26 protein-coding genes are annotated in these 23,361 nt (G+C 68.0%); 13 read left to right on the top strand and 13 right to left on the bottom strand.

All coding sequences use genetic code 11. From position 1 onward, the window contains the following. Positions 1 to 43 precede the first annotated feature (43 nt). The 7 genes from N4S67_RS26600 to N4S67_RS26570 all read right to left on the bottom strand — a co-directional run bounded on the left by N4S67_RS26600 (position 44) and on the right by N4S67_RS26570 (position 7,969). Positions 44 to 949, bottom strand: a complete 906-nt coding sequence (locus N4S67_RS26600; RefSeq protein WP_390893534.1) for a 3-methyladenine DNA glycosylase — start codon at positions 947 to 949, stop codon at positions 44 to 46. Next, on the bottom strand, positions 942 to 1,994 hold the full coding sequence (locus N4S67_RS26595) for a hemolysin family protein (RefSeq protein WP_260996043.1): 1,053 nt from the start codon (positions 1,992 to 1,994) through the stop codon (positions 942 to 944). The genes N4S67_RS26600 and N4S67_RS26595 overlap by 8 nt, the downstream gene beginning before the upstream one ends. Beyond that, on the bottom strand, positions 1,994 to 3,355 hold the full coding sequence (locus tag N4S67_RS26590; RefSeq protein WP_260996042.1) for a hemolysin family protein: 1,362 nt from the start codon (positions 3,353 to 3,355) through the stop codon (positions 1,994 to 1,996). Before N4S67_RS26590 ends, N4S67_RS26595 begins: the two co-directional genes overlap by 1 nt. 199 nt (positions 3,356 to 3,554) lie before the next feature. Beyond that, positions 3,555 to 4,994 carry a GuaB1 family IMP dehydrogenase-related protein gene (locus N4S67_RS26585; RefSeq protein WP_260996041.1) on the bottom strand — a complete coding sequence of 480 codons (1,440 nt, stop codon included), beginning with the start codon at positions 4,992 to 4,994 and terminating at the stop codon, positions 3,555 to 3,557. A 100-nt stretch (positions 4,995 to 5,094) separates the two neighbouring features. After that, on the bottom strand, positions 5,095 to 6,561 hold the full coding sequence (gene gndA, locus N4S67_RS26580) for an NADP-dependent phosphogluconate dehydrogenase (RefSeq protein WP_260996040.1): 1,467 nt from the start codon (positions 6,559 to 6,561) through the stop codon (positions 5,095 to 5,097). A gap of 56 nt (positions 6,562 to 6,617) precedes the next feature. Continuing rightward, positions 6,618 to 7,538: a M56 family metallopeptidase gene (locus N4S67_RS26575; protein ID WP_260996039.1), complete on the bottom strand. Its 921-nt coding sequence runs from the start codon at positions 7,536 to 7,538 to the stop codon at positions 6,618 to 6,620. Positions 7,539 to 7,552: 14 nt separating this feature from the next. Then, positions 7,553 to 7,969 (bottom strand): BlaI/MecI/CopY family transcriptional regulator, encoded by a 417-nt coding sequence (locus N4S67_RS26570; RefSeq protein ID WP_260996038.1) that lies wholly within the window; start codon positions 7,967 to 7,969, stop codon positions 7,553 to 7,555. Positions 7,970 to 8,198: 229 nt separating this feature from the next. On the opposite strand from N4S67_RS26570, the gene N4S67_RS26565 reads away from it, so the two are divergent. Further along, positions 8,199 to 9,014, top strand: coding sequence for an iron reductase (locus N4S67_RS26565; RefSeq protein WP_260996037.1), 816 nt, complete (start codon positions 8,199 to 8,201; stop codon positions 9,012 to 9,014). 110 nt (positions 9,015 to 9,124) lie between these two features. Here the strand turns inward: N4S67_RS26565 and N4S67_RS26560 are convergent, their stop codons facing one another. Next, complete coding sequence (locus N4S67_RS26560) at positions 9,125 to 9,502, bottom strand: rhodanese-like domain-containing protein (protein ID WP_260996036.1); 378 nt, start codon at positions 9,500 to 9,502, stop codon at positions 9,125 to 9,127. A 64-nt stretch (positions 9,503 to 9,566) separates the two neighbouring features. Here N4S67_RS26560 and N4S67_RS26555 point away from each other — a divergent pair, with 64 nt between their 5' ends. Genes N4S67_RS26555 through N4S67_RS26525 form a run of 7 tightly spaced genes read left to right on the top strand, consistent with a single transcriptional unit; the run spans position 9,567 to position 14,327 of the window. Beyond that, positions 9,567 to 9,971, top strand: coding sequence for a PaaI family thioesterase (locus N4S67_RS26555; RefSeq protein WP_260996035.1), 405 nt, complete (start codon positions 9,567 to 9,569; stop codon positions 9,969 to 9,971). A 55-nt stretch (positions 9,972 to 10,026) separates the two neighbouring features. Further along, positions 10,027 to 10,329, top strand: a complete 303-nt coding sequence (locus N4S67_RS26550) for an urease subunit gamma (protein ID WP_260996034.1) — start codon at positions 10,027 to 10,029, stop codon at positions 10,327 to 10,329. Continuing rightward, on the top strand, positions 10,326 to 10,640 hold the full coding sequence (locus tag N4S67_RS26545) for an urease subunit beta (protein WP_260996033.1): 315 nt from the start codon (positions 10,326 to 10,328) through the stop codon (positions 10,638 to 10,640). Before N4S67_RS26550 ends, N4S67_RS26545 begins: the two co-directional genes overlap by 4 nt. After that, complete coding sequence (locus tag N4S67_RS26540) at positions 10,637 to 12,370, top strand: urease subunit alpha (RefSeq protein ID WP_260996032.1); 1,734 nt, start codon at positions 10,637 to 10,639, stop codon at positions 12,368 to 12,370. The genes N4S67_RS26545 and N4S67_RS26540 overlap by 4 nt, the downstream gene beginning before the upstream one ends. Further along, a complete protein-coding gene (locus N4S67_RS26535) occupies positions 12,370 to 13,005 on the top strand; it encodes an urease accessory protein UreF (protein WP_260996031.1) in 636 nt (211 codons plus the stop codon). The genes N4S67_RS26540 and N4S67_RS26535 overlap by 1 nt, the downstream gene beginning before the upstream one ends. Positions 13,006 to 13,026: 21 nt before the next feature. After that, positions 13,027 to 13,704: an urease accessory protein UreG gene (gene ureG / locus N4S67_RS26530; RefSeq protein WP_260996030.1), complete on the top strand. Its 678-nt coding sequence runs from the start codon at positions 13,027 to 13,029 to the stop codon at positions 13,702 to 13,704. Next, the gene (locus N4S67_RS26525; RefSeq protein ID WP_260996029.1) at positions 13,701 to 14,327 is read left to right on the top strand and encodes an urease accessory protein UreD; all 627 of its coding nucleotides are present in this window, start codon (positions 13,701 to 13,703) and stop codon (positions 14,325 to 14,327) included. The genes ureG and N4S67_RS26525 overlap by 4 nt, the downstream gene beginning before the upstream one ends. Here the strand turns inward: N4S67_RS26525 and N4S67_RS26520 are convergent. The 3 genes from N4S67_RS26520 to N4S67_RS26510 all read right to left on the bottom strand — a co-directional run bounded on the left by N4S67_RS26520 (position 14,324) and on the right by N4S67_RS26510 (position 17,427). Continuing rightward, positions 14,324 to 15,697 (bottom strand): NAD(P)/FAD-dependent oxidoreductase, encoded by a 1,374-nt coding sequence (locus N4S67_RS26520; RefSeq protein ID WP_260996028.1) that lies wholly within the window; start codon positions 15,695 to 15,697, stop codon positions 14,324 to 14,326. The two genes, N4S67_RS26525 and N4S67_RS26520, sit on opposite strands and share 4 nt — an antisense overlap. A 110-nt stretch (positions 15,698 to 15,807) precedes the next feature. Further along, a complete protein-coding gene (locus tag N4S67_RS26515) occupies positions 15,808 to 16,737 on the bottom strand; it encodes an LLM class F420-dependent oxidoreductase (RefSeq protein WP_260996027.1) in 930 nt (309 codons plus the stop codon). An 18-nt stretch (positions 16,738 to 16,755) separates the two neighbouring features. Then, complete coding sequence (locus N4S67_RS26510) at positions 16,756 to 17,427, bottom strand: SDR family oxidoreductase (RefSeq protein WP_260996026.1); 672 nt, start codon at positions 17,425 to 17,427, stop codon at positions 16,756 to 16,758. Between the two features lie 138 nt (positions 17,428 to 17,565). Here N4S67_RS26510 and N4S67_RS26505 point away from each other — a divergent pair, with 138 nt between their 5' ends. From N4S67_RS26505 to N4S67_RS26495, 3 genes are all read left to right on the top strand, one after another. Further along, positions 17,566 to 18,354 carry an ABC transporter permease gene (locus N4S67_RS26505; protein ID WP_260996025.1) on the top strand — a complete coding sequence of 263 codons (789 nt, stop codon included), beginning with the start codon at positions 17,566 to 17,568 and terminating at the stop codon, positions 18,352 to 18,354. A gap of 9 nt (positions 18,355 to 18,363) precedes the next feature. After that, entirely contained in the window at positions 18,364 to 19,416 is a 1,053-nt protein-coding gene (locus N4S67_RS26500; RefSeq protein WP_260996024.1) for a sulfate/molybdate ABC transporter ATP-binding protein, read from the top strand. Between the two features lie 222 nt (positions 19,417 to 19,638). After that, complete coding sequence (locus N4S67_RS26495) at positions 19,639 to 20,646, top strand: alanine and proline-rich secreted protein Apa (RefSeq protein ID WP_260996023.1); 1,008 nt, start codon at positions 19,639 to 19,641, stop codon at positions 20,644 to 20,646. Positions 20,647 to 20,682: 36 nt separating this feature from the next. Here the strand turns inward: N4S67_RS26495 and N4S67_RS26490 are convergent, their stop codons facing one another. Further along, positions 20,683 to 20,928: a CDGP domain-containing protein gene (locus N4S67_RS26490; RefSeq protein WP_260996022.1), complete on the bottom strand. Its 246-nt coding sequence runs from the start codon at positions 20,926 to 20,928 to the stop codon at positions 20,683 to 20,685. 222 nt (positions 20,929 to 21,150) lie between these two features. Between N4S67_RS26490 and N4S67_RS26485 the strand changes: the two genes are divergently transcribed. Beyond that, positions 21,151 to 22,167 carry a zinc-binding alcohol dehydrogenase family protein gene (locus N4S67_RS26485; RefSeq protein ID WP_260996021.1) on the top strand — a complete coding sequence of 339 codons (1,017 nt, stop codon included), beginning with the start codon at positions 21,151 to 21,153 and terminating at the stop codon, positions 22,165 to 22,167. A 4-nt stretch (positions 22,168 to 22,171) separates the two neighbouring features. Here N4S67_RS26485 and N4S67_RS26480 read toward each other — a convergent pair whose 3' ends face one another. Beyond that, a complete protein-coding gene (locus N4S67_RS26480; protein WP_260996020.1) occupies positions 22,172 to 22,654 on the bottom strand; it encodes a hypothetical protein in 483 nt (160 codons plus the stop codon). A 114-nt stretch (positions 22,655 to 22,768) separates the two neighbouring features. Between N4S67_RS26480 and N4S67_RS26475 the strand changes: the two genes are divergently transcribed. Further along, positions 22,769 to 23,359: a CGNR zinc finger domain-containing protein gene (locus N4S67_RS26475; RefSeq protein ID WP_260996019.1), complete on the top strand. Its 591-nt coding sequence runs from the start codon at positions 22,769 to 22,771 to the stop codon at positions 23,357 to 23,359. Positions 23,360 to 23,361 lie beyond the last annotated feature (2 nt).

Below are 23,361 nucleotides of genomic sequence, written 5' to 3'. Positions count from 1 at the left end.
TCCCTAAACGCCGTCGACCCAGCTTACCCGTGGGTAACGTGGCCTATTCGCCGCGGACGACGGCCTTCGCCGCCGACAGCAGTTCGCCGCAACGCGCGGTGAGCGCCGTCCGCAACGGGGCTGCCCGCGAAGCGATCTCCTGCTGAGCCCGAACGTATTCCGCACGACCGGCCGCTGTCTCGATCTCGATCGGTACAAATCCGTAGACGCGCAGATCATACGGGCTGGCCCGCATGTCCAGTGCACGCGCGTCGGCCGCCAGCTCCAAACAGTCCAAGATCAGGGAAGATTCGACGAGCGGTCCGAGTTTGTAGGCGAACTTGTACAGGTCCATGTTGGTGTGCAGACAGCCCGGCTGTTCCCAGCCGACCTGGTCGGTGCGTGTCGGGCGGCCCTCGTTGCGCCGAGTGGCCGGTTCGGTGAAGAATCGGAACGCATCGAAGTGGCTGCAGCGCAACGGCATCGACTCGACGACAGCGTTCGTTCCGGCGGCGCCGAGCCGCAGCGGTACCTGGGCATGACGTACGGTCGGCGCGCGATAGACCATCGCCCATTCGTGCAGGCCGAAGCAGTTCAACCGGGCCGGGCGCGACGCCGTCGCCCGGAGCAGGCCGTGCACGAACCGCACCGTGTCGGTGCGTGTGCTCAGGTATTGCCTGCTCACGGCGACCCCACCGTCGACCTGAACATAGCCGGTGCGGTCGAGATAGCGCTGCGCGCCGGCGAGCACGACCCCGTAGCCGGGGTGCCAGGTACGAAGCTGCCCCGGTCGCAGGCTGTAGTAGGTGAACAGGAAATCCCACACCGGGTGCGGCTTACCGTCGGCGGGCCGATACGTGTCGAGCAGCGCATCGGCCCGGCGGCGGTGTTCTTGCTCACGAATGGTCCAGTCGCCGGTGCTGAGCAGTGCGCCGTCAGACACCGTCGCGCGGAGCGCGACATCAGACACGGTGGGTCCCGTCGCGCACCGTGCCCACGAGATCCTCGACAAGGTCCTCCAGCGCAACGACGGCCGACACGCGGCCGTCGGACGCGGTGACCAGCGCGAGGTGGCTGTTGATCCGGCGCAGCCGCGACAGCGCGTCGGGCAGCGGCAACGACGCCGGAACCAGCGGCAGCGGACGCACCATCGAGAAGTCCAGCACCGCGTCGGGATCGTCGACCAGGTCCAGAACGTCCTTGATGTGGACGAAGCCGACATATTTGCCGGAGTCGTCGGTGATCGGGAAGCGCGAGTAGCCCGTCTCGGCCAGCGCCTGTTCGATGGCGCCGACGGTAGGGCCCAAGCCTTCGCCGGCCACCGGGACGGCCCGGATGTCGGTCAGCGGTACCGCGACGTCGCTGACGACGCGGTTGCGGATCTGCAGCGCGCGGGTGAGGCGACCGTGTTCCTCCGGGTCGAGCAGGCCTTCGGACAGGGACTCGGCGATCATCTCCGACAATTCGACGGTCGACACCGTCACCTCGAGTTCGTCACGGGGTTCGACGCGGAATGCCCGCAGCGTCCTGTTGGCGCACCAGTTGTAGAACGCGATGAACGGGCGCGCGAGCCGGATGTAGACGAGGTACACCGGGATCAGCAACATGGCCGTGGACTCCGGCCCGGCGATCGCGATGTTCTTGGGCACCATCTCGCCGAGAAGCACGTGCAGCGTCACCACAACTGACAGCGCGATGACGAACGACACCGTGTGCAGCACCGCATCGGGGATGCCGAAGAGGCCGAACGGCTTCTCCAGCAGGTGCGCGACAGCGGGCTCTCCCACGCGGCCGAGAAGAATCGAGCAGATCGTGATACCCAGCTGAGCGCCCGCCAGCATCAGTGACAGGTTCTCGCCCGCGCGGATCACCGTGACTGCGCTGCGCTTGCCCTGTTCGGCGAGCGCTTCGAGCCGGTCCCTGCGCGCCGAGATCAACGCGAACTCGGAGCCGACGAAGAACGCGTTGAGCCCGAGCAGGAACACGGTCAGCAGGACGCCGAAAACGTCACCCATCAGGCCTCGCCCTCGCCGTTGGAGTGCCGGGGCAGCTCGGTGAGCTTGAGTTGGTCGATCCGGCGGCCGTCCATGTTCACCACGGTGGCGCGCCAGCGCACCGGATCCTCGAGGGGAGCGTCCGGGTCGAACGCCGTCAGCTCCACGGACTCACCGGCCTCCGGAATGTGGCCGAGTTCCTGCAGCACCAGCCCGCCGATGGTCTCGTAGTCGCCTTCGGAGGCACGGAATCCGGTCGCGTCGGCGACTTCGTCGATACGCAGCAGCCCCGAGACCTGCCATCCGCGGCCGGCCTGCACGACATCCGGCGGTTCCACGTCGTGTTCGTCGCGGACGTCGCCGACGATCTCCTCGATCAGATCTTCGACCGTGACCATGCCGGCGGTGCCCCCGTACTCGTCCACGACGAGCGCGGTCTGCAGCCCGTTGGCCCGGATTTGCTCCATCACGGCGTCGCCGTCCAGCGTCGAGGGCACCTTGGCCACCGGCAGAGCCAGCGTTGCCAACCGGGTGGTGTCCCGCCGCCCGTGCGGGACCTCGAAGACCTGTTTGACGTGCGCGATGCCGATCGTTTCGTCGAGATCGCCGCGGATGATCGGGAACCGTGAGTGGCCCGTTCTGATGGCGGTGGCCACCAGGTCGGCCACGGTGTCGTCGGCTTCTAGCGCCTCGATCTTGGACCGCGGTGTCATCAACTCCTCGGCGGTGCGCTCACCGAACTGCAGAGAGCGGTCGACCAGCACCGCTGTGACCGGATCCAGCGATCCTCGGCGCGCCGAGGTGCGCACCAACGACACCAGTTCCTGCGGGGAGCGCGCCGAGCGCAGTTCCTCGGCCGGCTCGATGCCCATCCGGCGCAGAATCCAGTTCGCCGTGCCGTTGGTCATCCGGATCAACGGGGTGAACAGCATCGAGAACACCAACTGGGGACCCGCCGACCAGCGTGCCGTCGGAACCGGCCGCGCCACCGCGAGGTTCTTGGGCACCAGCTCGCCGAACACCATCGACAGTGACGTCGCGATCAGAATGGCCAGCGCCAAAGCCAGCCCACTGACGAACTGCTCGGGCACCCCGATTGCGCTCAAGCCGGGGTCGATCAGCCGCGCGACCACCGGTTCGGCGAGGTAGCCGGTGGCCAGGGTGGTGATCGAGATGCCCACCTGAGCGCCCGACAGCTGAAAAGACAGCGTCCGGTGGGCCCGGCTCACCATCTGGTCGCGCCGGTTGCCACTGCGGGCATTGGCCTCGACCGTGCTGCGCTCGAGCGCCGTCAACGAGAACTCGGCAGCGACGAATACTGCCGTGCCTGCCGTGAGCACCACGATGGCGAGCACCGACAGCAGGGTCATGGTGACACTCATCGCGTCCTCGATCGGGGGTCGCCGGGCCCGGTGCCCGGCCGACTAGAAGAGGGCTCGGCGTCGGCAGGCTCGTGGGACGGCTGCTCGGCCCGGAAGCCTGAAGCCTCGACGGGTGCCTGCGGCACGGGTTCCCTTTCACGTAGACGGCGGTGAAGAACCCATGGTAACGGGTGCCGTCGGGGTGACCGTGGTGCCCGACTCACCAACCGGACGGGAGCGGATGCCCCTCGGCGAACCCGGCGGCGGACTGAACGCCGAGCACCACCTTGTCGTGCAGTGCGGCGAGATTCGCGGCGCCGACGTAGGTGCAGGTGCTGCGCACGCCGGAGGTGATGTGGTCGAGCAGATCCTCGACACCGCCGCGCGACGGGTCGAGTCCCATCCGCGAGGTCGAGATGCCCTCCTCGAACAACGCCTTGCGGGCCCGGTCGAACGCGCTGTCGGCGGCCGTGCGTGCGGCCACCGCGCGTTTGGACGCCATGCCGTAGCTCTCCTTGTACGGCTGGTTCTCGCGGTCGCGCATCAGGTCGCCCGGCGACTCGTAGGTGCCGGCGAACCAGGAACCGATCATCACGTTCGACGCCCCGGCGGCCAACGCGAGAGCCACGTCGCGCGGATGCCGCACACCCCCGTCGGCCCACACGTGACCGCCGAGTTGCCTTGCGGCAGAGGCGCATTCGACCACTGCCGAGAACTGAGGGCGCCCGACGCCCGTCATCATCCGGGTAGTGCACATCGCACCGGGACCGACGCCGACCTTGACGATCGAGGCGCCTGCGGAGATCAGGTCCCTGGTGCCCTCGGCGGACACCACGTTGCCCGCGGCGATCGGCAGCCCGAGGTCCAAAGACGCCACCGCCTCGACCGCGTCGAGCATCCTGAGTTGGTGGCCGTGCGCGGTGTCGATGACCAGCAGGTCGGCACCCGCCTCGGCGAGACCGCGGGCCTTGGCGCCGACATCGCCGTTGATGCCGACCGCGGCCGCGATGCGAAGCCGACCCCTGGCGTCGACTGCGGGCGAATAGATGCCTGCGCGGATCGCCCCGGTGCGGGTGAGGACACCGGCGAGTGTGCCGTCGGCTTCGGTCAGCACCGCGACGTCGACCGGAGCGTGTTCGAGCAGGTCGAAGACCTTGCGGGGGTCGGTGCCGACCGGCGCGGTGACGAAGTCGGACACCGCCACGTCACGGACTCGTGTGAAGCGGTCGACGCCCACGCAGTTGGCGTCGGTCACCAGGCCGATCGGGCGCCCCTCGAAGACCACCACCGCCGCGCCATGAGCGCGCTTGTGGATGAGGGCGGTCGCGTCGGAAACCGAGTCGTCCGGACCCAGCGTCACCGGGGTGTCCACCACCAGGTCGCGGCTCTTGACGAAATCGACCGTCTCCTGCACCGCAGAGATCGGAAGATCTTGTGGCAGAACGACGATCCCGCCGCGGCGAGCGACGGTTTCGGCCATCCGCCGTCCGGCCACCGCCGTCATGTTGGCCACCACTACCGGAATCGTCGTCCCCGATCCGTCGGACGTCGCGAGGTCGACGTCCATTCGCGACTGCACGTCCGATCGTCCGGGGACGATGAAGATGTCGTCGTACGTCAGGTCGTAGGGGGGCCGGTGGCCATCAAGGAAACGCATCACCGGCCATTCTAGTTGGCCCGTTCACCCCGCCGAGCAGACGCAAAACTGCCCTATTTCACCTCGAAATGGGCAGTTTCGCGTCTGCTCGCGCGGGAGAAAGCTAGGATTCGACTTCGCTGCGGTCGCCGCTCCACAGCGTGTGGAAGCGCTTCTCGGGATCGGTGTCGGTGCGCCCGTACGTGTGGGCGCCGAAGAAGTCGCGCAGTCCCTGCGTGAGCGCCGCGGGCAGACGTTCCTCACGCAGCCCGTCGTAGTAGGACAGTGCCGAGGAGAACCCGGGGATAGGGATGCCCAGCTGGGTCGCCGTCACGACCACGCGCCGCCAGCTGTCGATGGCCGACTCGATGGCGCTGCGGAAGTACGGTGCCACGATCAGCGTCGGCAGGTCCGGGTCCTCGTCGAAGGCATCCTTGATCCGGTTGAGGAACTTGGCCCTGATGATGCAGCCGCCGCGCCAGATCGTGGCCAGGTCGCCCGGCGTGATGTTCCAGTCGTACTCGGCGCTGCCCGCCTGGATCTGGTTGAAGCCCTGCGCGTAGGCGATGATCTTGGAGGCGTACAGCGCCTGACGCACATCCTCGGTGAATTTCTCGGCGTCGCTTGGGTTTTCGCCGAGATCACCCGAAGCGAGCCCGGTGGTGGCCTTGCGCTGGGTGACCGAGCCGGACAGGGCGCGCGCGAATACCGCCTCAGCGATGCCGGTGACCGGCACCCCGAGGTCCAGCGCGGACTTCACCGTCCAGCGGCCCGTGCCCTTCTGCTCGGCCTCGTCGAGGATCACGTCCACCAGCGGCTTGCCGGTCTTGGCGTCGGTGTGGCGCAGAACTGTCGCGGTGATCTCGACCAGGAAGCTGTCGAGGTCGCCCTTGTTCCACTCGTCGAACACGTCGGCGATCTCACCCGCGGACTTGCCGAGGCCGTCGCGCAGCAGTTGATAGGCCTCGCCGATCAACTGCATGTCGGAGTACTCGATGCCGTTGTGCACCATCTTCACGAAATGCCCTGCGCCGTCAGGCCCGATGTGCGTGCAGCACGGTGTGCCGTCGACGTGGGCGGAGATCTCCTCGAGCAGCGGGCCAAGCGACTTGTACGACTCGGCCGGCCCGCCGGGCATGATCGACGGTCCGTTCAGGGCACCCTCCTCGCCACCGGAGATGCCCGCGCCGACGAAGTGCAGGCCACGCTCCCGCATCGCCTTCTCCCGACGGATGGTGTCGGTGTAGAGCGCGTTGCCGCCGTCGATGATGATGTCGCCTTCCTCCATCGCGTCGGCGAGCTCGTTGATGACGGCGTCGGTAGGGTCTCCGGCCTTGACCATTATCAACACCCGGCGCGGTTTCTCAAGTGCGGCAAGGAATTCCGGAATGGTCTCGCTGCGAACGAAGTTGCCGTCCGAGCCGTGGTCCGCCAGCAGCGCGTCGGTCTTGGCGACCGAGCGGTTGTGCAGTGCGACCGTGTAGCCGTGCCGGGCGAAGTTACGCGCGATGTTCGAGCCCATCACGGCCAGGCCGGTGACGCCGATCTGAGCGGTAGCGGTGGACGAGGCGGACGCGTCGGACGAGCTCATTCGGGCAGCCTTTCGTTGTTTTGTTATGACGAACGCTTCTTCGGGCGGACTTATCCCTATGCGGTGAACAGTCGATGAAGTTCGGTCAGCCACGGCACGGCGACCGCGATGGTCGGCACGAACAGCACCGCTGCTGCCGCCAGGTACGCCGCCCCGGCCAGCACCAGGCTGTTGCCTTGGCCGCCAAGTCGGCGCACGCGCAGCACCGTCGTCGGGCCGCCCGCGGCCAGGGCGCCCGAGGGCGTGCGGCCGGCCGCGCACGCGACCAGCGCCCGGGCCAGGGGAGTGGGACCGGCGATGCGCACGGCCGCGTCGTCGGCGAGCATCTCGATCAGCAACCGGACCGCGTCCAGGGCACTGGCGCTGCGGACGAACCGAGGAAACGCCGCGTGCACCGCGGTGAACATCTCGAGGACGAGGTCGTGGCGGGCCCGCAGGTGCGCACGCTCGTGGGACAGGATGGCCGCAACCTCGTTGTCGGCCAACGTCGTCAACGTCCCCTCGCTGACGACCACCCGGCTGCGGACGCCGGGCAGGCAGTAGGCGAGGGGCTGATCGACGTCGAGAATGCGCAGGCCGCTTTTCTGTGACTTACCAACCAGATCGACCACCATTCGGTGGTGCGCACGGCGACGCCTCGTGGCGATGGCCACCTCGATCACCGCGACGATCAACCGCACACCGATCACCAGGGTGAGCGCGAACACCGCGACGTAAGCGATCCACAAAGGCCAGCCGAGAACCGCGATCTCACTGGTGATGGTGGCCGTCGGCCTGCCGTCAGGGCCCGGCGCGAACAGGCGGCTCGCGATCGCGATGCCCGCCGAGAACGCCGACAACACGGCAGCAAGAGCGATGGCCTGCCACAACACGATCGAGGCCCGCGGCGCGCGGGTGGTCCACGTCGCCCGCGCCAACATCGCGGGCACCGGTCCCGACAGGACCAGCGCCATCACGGTGAAGGCCAGCGCGGACACGCTGTCAGTGTCCCTCAGCCAGTACCCGGACCGCCAGCGGGCGGCGGTATCCGATGCTTGGTTTCCAGTTCGGCCAGCGCGCGACGCAGTGCGTCGGCTTCGTCAGCGCCCACCCGCTCGACGAAATGGACGAGCGCCGCCTCCCGACTGCCGGAGTCGGACACTTGATCGAGCGCGTCGACCATCAGCCCTGCGACGAGTTCATCGCGGCCGTGGGTCGGGGCATACCGGTGGGCCCGGTCGTCACGGTGCTGCACGACCAAATTCTTCTTCGCCAGCCGCTGCAGCACGGTCATGATCGTGGTGTAGGCCAGGTCGCGTTGAGCCGAGAGCGCCTCATGCACCTGGCGCACGGTTTGGGGTTCGCGCGCGGACCAGAGGTGGTCCATCACCGCGCGTTCGAGTTCCCCTAGACGCGTCAACTTGGCCATTCGTAGTTCATCTCCTAGAGACGGTAGATCCAGCTTACTACGGGTTTACTACGGCGTGTCGTATCTCGCAGAGTGGACTTTGTTCCTACACCCGCTGACAACGACCTGCCGCCGCACTCAGCCGTGGTCACCGGCCCTTCTGTTGCCCTTGTGAGTCCAGTCACACGCCTCTAGCCGTCAGACGGCGTCTAGCTATAGTAAGGCTAACCTAACTCACTTCGGAGGTGCCATGACGGTCGTCATCGACGACCCGCTGATCGCGAGCATGACGATCAAGCGGACGCTGCCACTGCATGAGTCCAGCCGGCGGCTGCGAGCGCTCTATCCCGAGTGTCCGCGCGTGTACGGCGTTGCGGTGATGGGTGACCTGTCGCGGCGCCGGTGGTGGCCGCTGGCCGAGGCGCTGACCGGCGACCGGCTGCACGCGATGTTCGAACTCGCCGCCGAGGAGACCGACAGCAGGCCCGCGGTGACCCAGCAGTTGGCCGCGACGCTGGCGCACGTCGTGATCGGCCGGGTGGTTCCGCTCATGGTGCTAGAGGGCCGGGCCTGGGACACCGGATTGGAGAACCTATGGGTACATGTCGATTCGGAGGGCGCGATCGACTGGGTGGGCGTCGTGAACCCGACCCTGCGGGCACTACCGGACGACCCCTACTTCGATGAGCGCCGATACGTCCGCGTGGGTCACACGGCTCGCGACGGCATCGTGGCGCTGCCCAACGAGGCGGCCCTGACGACGTGGGTCGCCCACCGCAGCCATCGTGCCCTTGAGCCGCTTTTCGCCGAGCTTGCCGCGATCAGCGACGGAGCCATGTCGATAGCGGCGATGTGGCACATCGTGGGCGGCGCGGTAGTGAGCGCGGCGACGCAGGTGCCCTTGCTGGCGGGGTCCAGCGAGGTGACCAGCATGCGTCGGGCTCAGGCGATGCTCGACGCGCTTGTCGGGTTCGGACTGCCGGTGCGAGGCGACCGACGGAGGGAAGGCCTTGCAAAATTAGGGCAGCCTTGCCTATCCTCTACATCAGTTGGTCGGCGAAATTGAACGTGAACCACCGGACCGCACCGGAGTCCTGAGGGCTGCAGAGACTCCCGGTCCACACGAAGGACGGGCCTCACGCCTTATGGCGTGAGGCCCGTCCCCATGTCTGGGGCTTACTTGTCGACCGCGCCGCCACTGTCGACCCAGTCGCTGAAGGCGCCGAGGTTGTACACCTCGTGGTAGCCGAGTTCCTTGAGGGCCTGCCCCGACAACGCCGATCGCCCACCGGAAGCGCAATAGACGATCACGGTCTTGTCCTTGGCGAGATTTTCGTCGTGGTACGGGGATTCGGGGTCGGCCCGAAACTCGAGCATGCCTCGCGGCACGTGCACCGCGCCGGCCACCTTTCCGCTCTTCTCCACCTCGGGCGCGTCGCGCACATCGACGACCACCACGTTGCCCGCGGCGATCTTGTCCTGGGCTTCTGCCGGGCTGATCCGGGGCACCACCGCGTTGGCGGCTTCCACCAGTTCCTTCGCACTCTTGGTCATGCCGGAACGATAGCTCCGCACCCTGCGGGCGGCGGGCCGAAATCGAGCGTGTAGACACGACTGCGTGACGACGGAAGTACCCGCAGAACTCGGCAAGGGATTCGACAGCCAACTCGGGGTGACTTACCTGGAACTCGGCCCCGACGGTGGGCGCGCTCAGGTGCAGATCCACGAGAAATTGTTGCAGCCATGGGGCATTGTGCACGGGGGCGTGTACTGCTCGGTCATCGAAGGGCTGGCGAGTGTGTCGGGCCAGATCTGGCTGTCCGAGAACGGGGGCGGTCACGTGGTCGGGGTCAACAACAACACCGATTTCCTGCGCGCGATCTCCGCGGGCACGGTGACGGCCGAGTCGACGCCGATTCACCGTGGCAGGCGCCAGCAGCTGTGGCTCATCACGATCACCGACGAGAAGGAACGCGTCGTCGCTCGCGGCCAGGTGCGGTTGCAGAACCTGCCGCCCGAGTAACGGGCGGACACGGCCACGCTGCCGAGCGCGTTGCCTCGTGGCAGGATCGCGCACTATGCGTTTAACGCCGCATGAACAGGACCGGTTGCTGATCTCCTATGCGGCCGAGTTGGCGCGCCGGCGGCAGGCGCGCGGACTGAAGCTCAACCATCCCGAGGCCGTCGCGGTGATCACCGACCATCTTCTCGAGGGCGCCAGGGACGGCCGCACGGTGTCGGAGTTGATGACCAGCGGCCGTGCGGTGTTGAACCGCGACGAAGTGATGGAGGGCGTACCGGAGATGCTGCACGACGTCCAGGTCGAAGCGACATTCCCGGACGGCACCAAGCTGGTGACCGTCCACGACCCGATCGCATGATCCCCGGAGAGGTCGCGTTCGGCGACGGCGACATCGAGATCAATTCCGGCGCGACGCGAGTTTCGGTGGAGGTCGTCAACACCGGTGATCGGCCGGTTCAGGTCGGCAGCCACGTACACCTGCCGCAGGCCAACGCCGCCCTGTCGTTCGACCGCGACGCGGCGTACGGCCACCGACTCGACATTCCGGCGGGCACCGCGGTCCGCTTCGAGCCCGGCGTCGGGCAACGGGTTTCGCTGGTACCGCTGAGCGGTAAGCGCGAGGTCCCCGGGCTCAGCCTGAACCCGCCCGGCCGATTGGACGCCTCATGACCGCACTGTCCCGGGCCCGGTACGCCGCGCTGTTCGGGCCGACCACCGGTGACCGGATCCGGTTGGCCGACACCGACCTGTTCGTCGAGATCACCGAAGACCGCAGCGGCGGACCCGGTCTCGCGGGCGAGGAAGCCGTCTTCGGCGGCGGCAAGGTGCTTCGCGAGTCGATGGGCCAGTCGAGGGCCACCCGCGCGCAAGGCGCGCCCGACACGGTGATCACCGGCGCAGTGATCATCGACCACTGGGGAATCATCAAGGCCGACATCGGCATTCGCGATGGGCGTATCACGGCCATCGGCAAAGCGGGCAACCCGGACATCATGGCCGGCGTGCATCCGGACCTGGTGGTCGGCCCGTCGACCGAAATCATCGCGGGCAACGGACGCATCCTGACCGCGGGTGCCATCGACTGCCATGTTCACCTCATCTGCCCTCAGATCATGGAGGAGGCGCTCGGCGGCGGCATCACGACGATCGTCGCCGGCGGCACCGGGCCGGCCGAGGGCAGCAAGGCCACCACCGTCACTCCGGGCGCGTGGCACCTGGCCCGCATGCTCGAGTCGCTGGACTCCTGGCCGTTGAACGTCGCGTTACTCGGCAAGGGCAACACCGTGTCCGCCGAAGCGATGTGGGAGCAACTGCGCGGCGGCGCAGCGGGATTCAAGCTGCACGAGGACTGGGGCACCACACCGGCCGCCATCGACGCCTGCCTGACGGTCGCCGACGAGGCGGGAATTCAGGTCAACATCCACACCGACACGCTCAACGAGATGGGCTTCGTCGAGAACACACTCGCGGCGGTGAAGGGCCGCTCGATCCACGCGTATCACACCGAAGGCGCAGGCGGCGGACACGCACCGGACATCATCACGGTCGCCGCAGAGCCCAACGTGTTGCCGAGTTCGACCAACCCCACGCGGCCGCACACGGTCAACACGCTCGACGAACATCTCGACATGCTGATGGTGTGCCACCACCTCAACCCCAGCGTCCCCGAGGATCTCGCGTTCGCCGAGAGTCGCATCCGACCCTCGACGATCGCCGCCGAGGACCTGCTTCACGACATCGGCGCCATCTCGATGATCGGCAGCGACGCACAAGCCATGGGCCGCATCGGCGAAGTCGTGCTGCGCACTTGGCAGACAGCGCATGTGATGAAGCGACGCCGCGGTGCGCTGGACGGCGACACGTCGGGCAGCAGAGGAGCCGACAACAACCGCGCCATGCGTTATGTCGCGAAATACACCATCTGCCCGGCGATCGCCCACGGTCTCGACAGTGAGATCGGCTCCGTCGAGGTCGGCAAGCTCGCCGATCTGGTGCTGTGGGAGCCGGCGTTCTTCGGTGTCCGCCCGCACGCGGTGCTCAAGGGCGGCATGATCGCGTGGGCTGCGATGGGCGATGCGAACGCGTCCATCCCGACGCCGCAACCGGTCCTGCCCCGGCCGATGTTCGGCGCGGCACCCGCGGCGGCGTCGGCGACGTCGGTGCATTTCGTTGCCCCGCAGGCGATCGAGGACGGCCTGGCCGACCGCATCGCCGTCAACCGCCGACTGGTGCCAGTCAAGGATGTGCGCAGGGTCGGCAAGGCCGATATGCCGCACAACGACGCGATGCCGCGCATCGAGGTCGACCCCGACACATTCACGGTGCGCATCGACGGCGACGTCTGGCAGGAGCAGCCGGCAGTCGAACTGCCCATGGCGCAGCGGTATTTCCTCTTCTGATGTCTGCGCTCTCGACGCTGCTGACGCTCTCTGATTCGCGGCTGCCGACCGGCGGACACGTGCACTCCGGCGGCGCCGAGGAGGCGGTGACGAGCGGGCTGGTCGTCGACCTCCCGACACTCCGCGCGTTTCTTCGCCGCCGCATCCGCACCACCGGCCTGGTCACCGCGTCCGTCGCGGCGGCGCTGCATCGCGGCGCACTCACGGTCACCGAGGCCGATCGCGAAACCGACGCTCGCACACCGGCTCCCGCGGCACGCAGGGCCTCGCGCGCACAGGGCCGCGGTCTGGTGCGGCTCGCTCGTCGCGTCTGGCCGCAGTCCGACTGGGATGCGCTGGGCACCGCACCGCACCTTGCCAGCGCGAGCGGCGCCGTCGGCGCGGCAGCCGGGATGGCACCCGAGCAGACGGCGCTGTCGGTCGTCTACACCACGATGACGGGTTCGGCGACGGCCGCCCAGCGGTTGTTGGCCCTCGACCCCGGCGACGTCGCGGCCCTGACGTTCGAACTGTCCGCGCTGTGCGACCAGACCGCCGCGGAAGCGGGTAAGGACCTGGCCGACCTGTCCGATCCGCTGCTCGACGTGCTCGCGCAACGGCACGCCGCACGCGAGCGACCTCTCTTCGTTTCCTGAAGTCTCGGCGAAAGGACCACCATGCCACCGCATTTCCTCGACGGAGAACCACACCGCCATACGGAACGTCCGAAACGCGTTCGCACGCCGGGCGAACCCCTGCGCATCGGCGTCGGCGGGCCGGTCGGCTCCGGCAAGACCGCTCTGGTCGCGGCCCTGTGCCGGCAACTGCGCGACGAACTCTCGCTCGCGGTGCTGACCAACGACATCTACACCACCGAGGACGCGGATTTCCTGCGGCGGCACGCCGTCCTGCCGGACACGCGCATCGCGGCGGTGCAGACCGGCGGCTGTCCGCACACGGCGATCCGCGATGACATCACCGCCAATCTGGATGCCATCGACGACCTCATCGCCGGCAACGACCGACTCGACCTCATCCTCGTGGAGTCCGGCGGCGACAACCTGACCGCGACGTTCTCCTCAGGTTTGGTGGACGTGCAGATCTTCGTCGTCGACGTCGCGGGCGGCGACAAGGTGCCGCGCAAGGGCGGGCCTGGGGTGACGTACTCGGATCTGCTGGTGATCAACAAGACTGACCTGGCGCCGTTGGTCGGAGCGGATCTCGACGTGATGCGCCGCGATGCCGCCGCGGTGCGTGACGGGCGGCCGTTCGTGCTGATCTCGCTGACCGACGATCCCACTGCCACCGACGTGTTGTCGTGGGTCCGCGAGCAACTGCGGGTAGCGGTGCCTTGAGATCCGACGTCGTCATCGTCGCCACGGCCGGCCGACACCCGCGCATCGAGTCGTCCGGCGGCCTTGCGGCGCGCCGCACCGAGCCCGACACGGTGCATCTGGTCTCGACGGCCGCGACACCGCTTGGCGGGGATGCCATTCACGTGCGCGTCATCGTCGAGTCGGGGGCGCGGCTGCGGCTGCGCTCGGCTGCGGCAACGGTGACGTTGCCCGGCGCGGTCACCGTCGAATCACACGCGGTGTGGACCGTGGAGGTGGCGGGCGCGCTGGACCTCGACCCCGAGCCCACGGTCGTTGCGGCGGCATCCCGGCATTTCACGACCACCCGCCTTCAGCTCGCGGACGCGGGTCTGATCCGCCTGCGCGAGCGCATTCAGATCGGCAGATCCGGTGAGCGACAGGGATTCTGGTCCGGAACCCTGCACGCCGACATCGACGGCGCACCTCTGCTGCGGCATCGCATCGAACTCGGCAGCGGATCGGTGGCCGACGACGAAATCGACGCGCCGCTGGCGTGCGTCAGCGAATTGCACTACCCCGCGGCACATGCCGAGACCTCGGGCACCGTTTTGGCACTGGCAGGCGGGGGATGCCTGTCGACGTGGCAGGGCCAGCGCCTTTAACTGGCCGCCTTCTCGGTGTCCTGGACGGCCGCGGCGATCTCTTCGAGTTCCTCGATCCTGGTGCGGGCGTAGGCCTGTTGCTCGGTGATATAGAGGTTGCCCCGCGAGGTGGACAGGAACGTCACTGTCCACGACAACAGCGTGGTGATCTTTCGGCGGAACCCGACCAGGTACACCAGGTGCAGCATCAGCCAGGCCAGCCAGGCGATGAAGCCGCCGAATTCGACGGGGCCGATCTTGGCCACCGCGGAGAACCTCGACACCGTGGCCATCGACCCCTTGTCGAAGTACTGGAACGGTTCGCGTTCAGCGGGGTCGGCGCCCTTCAGCTCGGCCTTGATGGCGTTGGCGGCGTACTTGCCCCCCTGGATCGCGCCCTGCGCCATGCCGGGAACGCCCTCGACCGCGGCCATGTCACCGACCACGAAGACATTCGGATGGCCGGGAACCGATAGGTCGGGGAGCACCTTCACCCGTCCGGCACGGTCGATCTCGACGTCGCTCTGGGCGGCGAGGTCGCGACCCAGCGGGCTGGCCGACACGCCAGCCGACCACACCTTGGTGGCGCACTCGATGCGCCGCAGCGAGCCGTCGGAATCCTTGACCGTGATGCCGTTGCGGTCCACGTCGGTGACCATCGCGCCGAGCTGGATCTCGACGCCCATCTTCTCCAGCCTCGCCTGAGCTTTCTTGCCGAGCTTCTCGCCCATCGGCGGCAGCACAGCAGGCGCGGCATCGAGCAGGATCACGCGGGCGGTTGTCGAATCGATATGGCGGAACGTGCCTTTGAGGGTGTGATCGGCGAGTTCGGCGATCTGTCCGGCCATTTCGACGCCGGTCGGTCCGGCCCCGACGACGGTGAACGTCAGCAGCTTCTCGCGCCGCGCGGGATCACCGGACCGCTCCGCCTGTTCGAACGCGCTCATGATGCGTGCACGCAGTTCCAGCGCGTCGTCGATCGATTTCATACCCGGGGCGTACTCGGCGAAGTGGTCGTTACCGAAGTAGGACTGGCCGGCGCCCGCGGCAATGATCAGGCTGTCGTACGGGGTGACGTAGGTGTGTCCGAGCAGTTCCGACGTCACGCACTGATTCGCCAGGTCGATGTGGGTCACATCGCCGAGCAGCACCTGGGCGTTGCGCTGCTTGCGCAGAATCATGCGCGTCGGCGGCGCGATCTCGCCCGAGGAGATGATGCCGGTGGCCACTTGGTACAGCAGCGGCTGGAACAGGTGGTGCGTGGTCTTGGCGATCATCTTGACATCGACGTCGGCGCGCTTGAGGGCCTTGGTCGCGGTCAAACCGCCGAAACCCGACCCGATCACGACGACTTTGTGCCGATCCGTTGCAGTGGCACCGGGATGGCTCATTCTGGGCTCCTCGACGGCCTACACGTGCAGGTTTCCATCTCTCACGGTAGTCTTTCGGCCTTCGTTAGCCGAATCTGTTTGCTGTGGGATATCCCACGCCAGCGGCCGGATTAAACGCCGAGGACCGGCTTGAGGTGTTCGGCCACCGCGGTGATGCCGCCCGGGTGGTAGCCGTCGATGTTGGTGATGGGGCTCAGGATGACGCCGTCGACGCCCGCGCTGAGCACCTTCTGCGAGAGCTGCTCGGCGATCTGCTCGGGGCCGCCGAAGACGACTCTGTTCTTAAAATCGTCGGGGATCAGGTCCTCGGTGGCCTTCTCGTCGATCAGCGCCATCACCAACATGCTCGTTTCCAGAGTGGCCGGGTCGCGGTCGATCTCCTCGCATCGCTGCTTGACCACGTCGATCTTGCGGGACAGCTCGTCGAAGCCGGTGATGATGTTGAGGTGGTCGAAGTGGCGGGCCGCCAGCGGGATGGTCTTCTTCTCGCCGCTGCCGCCGATCATCAGCGGAATGTGGTCGCGGAAGCGCGGGTTGGCCATCGCTTCCTTCGTGCGGTAGTACTTGCCGTCGACCGTGGGCCGCTCACCTGCGAGCATCGGAAGAATGATCTGCAGGGCTTCGCCGAGCTTGTTGAAGCGGTCGGTGAAGGTGCCGAACTCGTAGCCGAGCTGATCGTGTTCGAGTTCGAACCAACCGGCGCCGATGCCGAGAATCGCCCGGCCCTGGCTCATCACGTCCAGCGTGGTGATGGCCTTGGCCAGCAGCGTCGGATTGCGGTAGGTGTTGCCGGTGACCAGCGTGCCCAGTTGCACGCGTTCGGTCGCCGTCGCCAGCCCGCCGAGAGCGGTATACGCCTCGAGCATCGGCTGGTCCGGGGTACCGAGTCCGGGCAGTTGGTAGAAGTGGTCCATCACGTACACCGAGTCGAAGCCTGCGGTCTCGGCTTCCTGCGCCTGAGCGATGACCGTGGGGAAGAGCTCGGCGACACCGGTGCCGTAGGAGAAGTTGGGGATCTGGAGTCCGAGTCGAATCGTCACTCCACCGACCCTAGCGATCTAGCCGAAGTTGGCCAGTGCACCGTGGCTGACGTGCAGCGTCTGTCCGGTGATGTGGCGAGCGGCCGGCGTGGTCAAAAACACCGCGAGCCGGGCGATCTCGGCGGCGACCGGGGGCGGAGTACGCGACAGGCCGTCGTAACCCGGTTCCGCACTGCGCCCCGAGGCGACCGCGTTCATGGTGATTCCGCGGGTACCGAAGTGAGTGGCCTGACCGGCCGTCCAGTCCGACATCGCCGCCTTGATGGCCGCCGACGCGCTGCCTTCCATCGGGTTCTCGGGCACGACGTTGACGATCGAACCGCCCGACCGCAGATGGTCACCGAGGATCTGCACGGTGAGGACGGCCGATACGACCGTTGCGTCGAGCGCGTTTCGCCACGCCGCGGCGAGGTCCGACAGCGAGTAGGTGCGCGGGTCGCCGGCATCCGAGCGCGGGGCGGGAACATTGACGATGGTGTCGAGGTGGTGCGGGAATTGACCGCGCGCGTCGATAAGACTGGCTGGGTCGGTGTTGTCGAAGACGATCGCGTCGACGTCGAGTTCTTTCGCGGCGACCTCGAGATCGTCGCGGCGCGCGCCCGCGAGGGTGACGTTGTGGCCCGCGTCGCGGAAGCCTTCCGCGATCGTGCGTCCCAGGTCGGTGTCGCCGCCGGTGACCAGCACATCCATCGGATGACCTCCTGTGTTCAACCCTGAACTGCGCGGGTGGGCGCAATGGCCGCAATGTTACTGGACAGTAGCTAGGGCGCGAAACTCGGCGCGCCCGCGCCACCTCAACCGATGGGACACGGTGCCATAGTGTTTCCTGTGACCGCCGGCTTGCCCCGCTGGATCTACGTTCCGGCCGCTGCCGGAGCGCTTTTCGTCGTCGTGCCGCTCGCCGCGGTGGCGGCCAAGGTCGACTGGAGACGATTCGTCTCTCTCATCACCAGCGAGTCGTCACTGACCGCGTTGGAACTGAGCCTCAAGACCGCCGCCGCGAGCACCGCACTGTGTCTGGTGGTGGGCGTGCCGCTGGCGCTGGTGCTGGCGCGCAACGACAGTCGAGTGGTGCGGTGGGGCCGGCCGCTCATTCTGCTGCCGCTGGTCCTGCCTCCGGTGGTCGGCGGCATCGCGTTGCTCTACGCGTTCGGCCGGCTCGGCCTGATCGGGGGCTACCTCGACGCGGCAGGTGTACAGATCGCGTTCACCACGACCGCGGTGGTGCTCGCCCAGACGTTCGTGTCGCTGCCGTTCCTGGTCATCGCGATCGAGGGGGCCGCACGGACCGCGGGCGCCGACTACGAGATCGTCGCCGCGACGCTCGGTGCCCGGCCGAGCACGGTGTGGTGGCGGGTGACGCTGCCGCTCCTGGCGCCGGGGTTGGTCTCCGGCGCGGTGCTGGCGTTTGCCCGCTCGCTGGGCGAGTTCGGCGCCACACTCACATTCGCGGGCTCCCGCGAAGGCGTCACCCGCACGTTGCCGCTGGAGATCTACCTGCAGCGGGAGAGTGACGCCGACGCGGCGGTCGCCCTATCGCTGCTGCTGGTCGCGGTGGCCGCAGTGGTGGTCGTCGGGCTCGGCACCCGGCGCCTGCGGGGTTCGAGTGCCTGGTAGCGGCGGGCTGTGAGCGCCATCAGCGTGCGCGCCGCGGTGGACCACCGCGGTGTCGACATCGAATTCGACGTCGCCGCGGGCGAAGTCCTGGCCGTGCTGGGCCCGAACGGGGCGGGCAAGTCGACCGCCCTGCACGTTGTCGCCGGTACGGTGCGGCCCGACCGCGGTGTTGTGCGGGTTGGCGAGCGCGTGTTGACCGACACCTCGAAGGGCGTCCACGTCGCGACGCATGACCGCAGGGTCGGGTTGATGCTGCAAGACCCGCTGTTGTTCCCCCATCTCACGGTGGCGCGCAACGTCGCATTCGCGCCGCGCAGCAGCAGGCCCGCGCACTGGCTGGCCGAGGTGGACGCCGAGGACCTGGCCGACCGCATGCCGCGGCAGCTGTCCGGTGGCCAGGCTCAGCGCGTCGCACTGGCCCGCGCGCTGGCCGCCGAACCTGACGTGCTGCTGCTCGACGAGCCCCTGGCCGGGCTCGACGTCTCCGCCGCGACGACGGTGCGCAAGGTGCTTCGCCGCGTACTGGCCCGCGACGGCCGCTCCGCCGTGCTGATCACCCACGATGTGCTGGACGTGCTGACGCTTGCGGACCGGGTGGTCGTCCTGGAATCCGGGAAAGTAGCCGAAACCGGTTCGGCAGCAGAAGTTCTCGCAAGGCCTCGCAGCAGATTCGGGGCGCGCTTCGCGGGGGTGAACCTGGTTGGCGGCATCGCCGGCCCCGACGGAGTGCTGACCACCGAATGGGGCCAGGTGTGGCACGGCAATCCGGACGCCGACCTCAGTTCGGGTGACTCGGCTGTGGCACTTTTCGCGCCTGCCGCCGTGGCGGTCTACCGGGACAAGCCGCACGGCAGTCCGCGCAATACCGTCGAGGTGACCGTCGCCGAACTCGACAGCAGGGGCACGACGATCCGCGTACGTGCCGACGAGCAACCCGACGGGGCGCCCGGCCTCGCCGCCGACATCACTGCCGACTCCGCCGCCGAGATGCGCGTGACGCCGGGGGAGCGGGTCTACTTCACGGTGAAGGCGCAGGAAGTGAGCTTCCACCCGGGCCAGTAACATCGCGGCGCACCGTCTCGATCAACCGTATGAATTCGCTGAGAATCCGGCGCGCTCAAACGCCCGCACAACGCCCGCGCGACGCGTGGGGGTGCCGTCATGTCAGCAATCAACTAAATTATGCTTGTCCAGGCAACTACCAAGCACCAGCAACCTGACAGAAGAACTCATTAAGAGCAACTCACACTTGCGTCACGGCGGTAACACGGTAGTTTCTTCCACATGGATCGACCGGACGCGATTTCTTCACACCGCACGGGCCGCTCGAAGAAGCGGACCATAGCGGCGCTGACCGGTGCCACCGCAGTGGCACTCACCCTGCCGATCGCGGCGCAGGCGCAACCCGAACCGGCGCCGCCTCCGCCGCCCCCTGCGCCGAGCGGCAATACCTTCCTGCAGGGTCCGCCGCCGCCACCGGGTGCGCCGCCTGCACCGGGAGCTCCTGCGCCTGCGCCTGCACCAGGCGCACCCGTACCCCCGCCACCGCCTGCCGATCCCAACGCGGTCCCGGCCGACCCCAACGCTGCGCCACCACCGGCGCCCGAGGCGGGTCGCGTCGAGGTTCCCGCCGGCGGCCTCAGCTTCGTCGTACCCGCTGGCTGGAAGCTCTCGGATTCCACCCAGCTGTCTTACGGCCAGGCGTTGTTGACCAAGGACGCGCCCGAAGGCGCCCAGCCCCCGAACGACACGAGCGTTCTGCTCGGACGGCTCGACCTGAAGTTGTTCGCAGGCGCGGAAACCGACAACACCAAGGCTGCGCAGCGACTGGCGTCCGACATGGGTGAGTTCTTCATGCCGTTCCCCGGCACGCGACTCAACCAGGAATCCGCCCAGCTCGACGCGGCGGGCATGCCCGGGGTCGCCTCGTACTACGAGGTGAAGTTCACCGACGCCAACAAGCCGACCGGGCAGATCTGGGCTGGCGTCGTAGGCACGCCGACCGAGCCCGGCACCCCGCGCGGACAGCGCGCGCCGGAGCGGTGGTTCGTCGTATGGCTCGGCACGGCCAACAATCCGGTGCCCAAGGACGAGGCCGTGACCCTGGCCAACTCGATCCGGCCCTTCAACGCGCCGCCGCCTCCGCCGGCCGCGGACCCGAATGCGCCCGCTCCGGCGCCGGATCCGAACGCACCGCCGCCGGATCCGAACGCGCCTGCGCCTCGGCCAGGGGTCGGCGTGGCCGTTCCCGTGGCACCGGAGGCCGCACCGGGAATGCTGCCGCCGCCCTGACGCCGGCGGCAGCCCCGGACCCCGAGCGCTCGGACGCTAGGGGCCGACCCGCGGCGGTTGCGCATTGCCGACGTTGGCGATGAAGCACTGGGTTCCGCCGAAGCCGAGCACACCCGTGGTCTGGCAGCGCTCGAAGTTGCCGTCGGAGCCGACCGGTCCGTCGCAGATCTCGCCACCGCCCCACGGCGTCCAACCCGCCTGGCATCCCGCGCTCGCCGGCGCCGCAAATGCGATACCACCGGCGACCAAGGCGCCGACCGCCAGTGCGACAAGCGATTTCATTTTCGTCACTCTCCTGAGTCAGGCCGGTTCCCCGTACCGGCGTCTCGTCCCGCGTAGGCCGCGTTATCTCCAGGTTATGTCGCCGTGACCCGGTAGGAATCGGGATTTTCCCTACATTCGCCCGGCACTCATTTCTCTGAAGAGGCCGCCGAATCGTTACCCCCACCTCTTGCCGCCGTTGTCGGCGTGGCGCACGAGAAGACCTCGCGCCACGATGAGGTGATGAGCACACCGACGATGAGCGCGTGGCGGGTGCGTCGGCCGGGACCGATGTCCACCCGACCATTGCTGCGCGTCGAGACCGACGTGCCTGCACCCGCACCAGGCGAACTTCTCGTCGCGGTGCGCGCATGTGGTGTTTGCCGCACCGACCTTCACGTCACCGAGGGCGATCTGCCGATGCACCGGCCCGAGGTGATTCCCGGTCACGAGGTGGTCGGGGAGGTCGTCCGCGTCGGGCCGGCCGCGGGCAGCGAATTCACCGTCGGTGAACGCGTCGGCATCGCGTGGCTTCGGCATACCTGCGGTCAGTGCAGGTTCTGCCTGCGCGGTGCGGAGAACCTGTGTCCCGCGTCCCGGTACACCGGCTGGGATGAGGACGGGGGATACGCCGAATTCGTCACTGCCCCAGCTGCTTACGCCCACCATCTGCCGACGGGCTACAGCGATGCCGAACTGGCGCCGCTGCTGTGCGCGGGCATCATCGGCTATCGCGCCCTGCTCCGGGCCGACCTGCCCGCCGGCGGGCGGTTGGGCATCTATGGATTCGGCGGCAGCGCGCATCTCACAGCTCAGGTGGCTCTGGCCCAGGGCGCCGAGGTGCATGTCATGACGCGCGGTGAGAAGGCGCAGGCGCTGGCACTCGCACTGGGCGCGGCATCGGCGCAGGGCGCCACGGAGCGGCCGCCGACGCAATTGGACGCCGCGATTCTCTTCGCACCCGTCGGCGAATTGGTACCCCCGGCGCTCGAAGCTCTGGACCGCGGCGGGGTGCTGGCCGTCGCAGGCATCCACCTCAGCGACATTCCGACGCTGAACTATCAACGACACCTCTTCCAGGAGCGCCAGATCAGATCGGTGACGTCGAACACCCGCTCCGACGCCCGCGAGTTCCTCGCCTTCGCCGAACACCATCACCTCGAGGTGACCAGTCCGCGCTATCCGCTCGACCGCGCGGACGACGCCCTGGCCGACCTCGCCGACGGCCGCATCGCCGGCGCCGCCGTGCTGGAGGTGTGACCCGTCAGAGGGCGGCGAGGGCGGCGCCGAGGCGGCCTCGCAGGTCGCCGCGTCCGAACCGGTACAGCGGACCGCACCCGTCGGACAGCAGCCTGCGCAACCGCGCCATGCCGCGAGCATCGACCGGCCGCGGTGAGTGCAGCCGCAGGGTGACCGCGTCGATGAGGTCCTCGGCGGCGCTGATGTTGCCCAGATGCAGCGGAACTCGCGACGACAGCGGACTGACGTGAGCGCGTGAGTCGCGCACCGCGCCACGCAGGGAGCGTGCGATCGCCTCGCGTTCCCGCACCGACGTCAGCCGCGCTTCGTGAGCGGCCAGAGCACTGCCCGAGGGCCCGGATGCGCCGACCGCAAGCAGTTCGTCGAAATGGCCTGCGCGCATGCGTGCGAGTAGACGCGCGCCGATACCCGGCCCGGGCGCATTCCCTTTCAGTGCCTCGTCGTGACCGCGCAGAAGGTCGCCCGACGGCATTTGATTCTTCGACATGTCCCTCACCTCTTGACTAGCTCCGTTGACCTCGTGACTACTGAAAACGTTACAGCGGTCATGCATGACTGGTCAAGTTGATTAGCCGGTCACATCGCGCGTACGGTGGATTTCATGACGAGGGCACCCGGACAGTGGACCGGCGACAACGAGGAGAAGCCGGCTCCTGCCCCGCTGGACAGGGTGCAGAACCTGGTCAACACCATCGACATCGAGATAGGGCAGGACCGTCTTGCGCGGGCCGAGGACGCCGCGCCGTGGTTGGTGGCCAACGAGCTTCTGACGGCGGACTCCGCACTGGACGCCGCCGAGCTGGACTTCGTGTGCAAGGTCCGCGAGGCACTGCGGGCGCTGTTGGTTCACAACTCAGGGGGACCAGCACCGGGCGCGGGCGAGCTCGCGGTGTTGCGCGAAGTCGCGGCGAGCGGTTCGGCCCAAGCCGTCATCGGCGATCGAGGCGACGTCACGTGGCGGGCGACCGGGGATTCCCTGCGCGCGCGCCTGGCCGGCCTGCTCCTGATCGTCAGGGACGCGCAGCGCGACGGGAACTGGCAGCGGCTCAAGGCGTGCGCAAACGACGACTGCCGATGGGTTTTCTACGACCAGTCGCGCAACCGCGGCGGCGCGTGGTGCAACATGGCGGTCTGCGGCAACCGGCTCAAGAACCGCGACTTCCGGGCCCGTCGCCGCCAGCCGTCGCGGTGACC

This window comes from Mycobacterium deserti, assembly GCF_025345615.1.
In the GTDB taxonomy this organism is placed as follows: domain Bacteria; phylum Actinomycetota; class Actinomycetes; order Mycobacteriales; family Mycobacteriaceae; genus Mycobacterium; species Mycobacterium deserti.
Note: the sequence above shows the minus strand (reverse complement) of the source record. Positions and strands in the feature narration are given on the sequence as shown.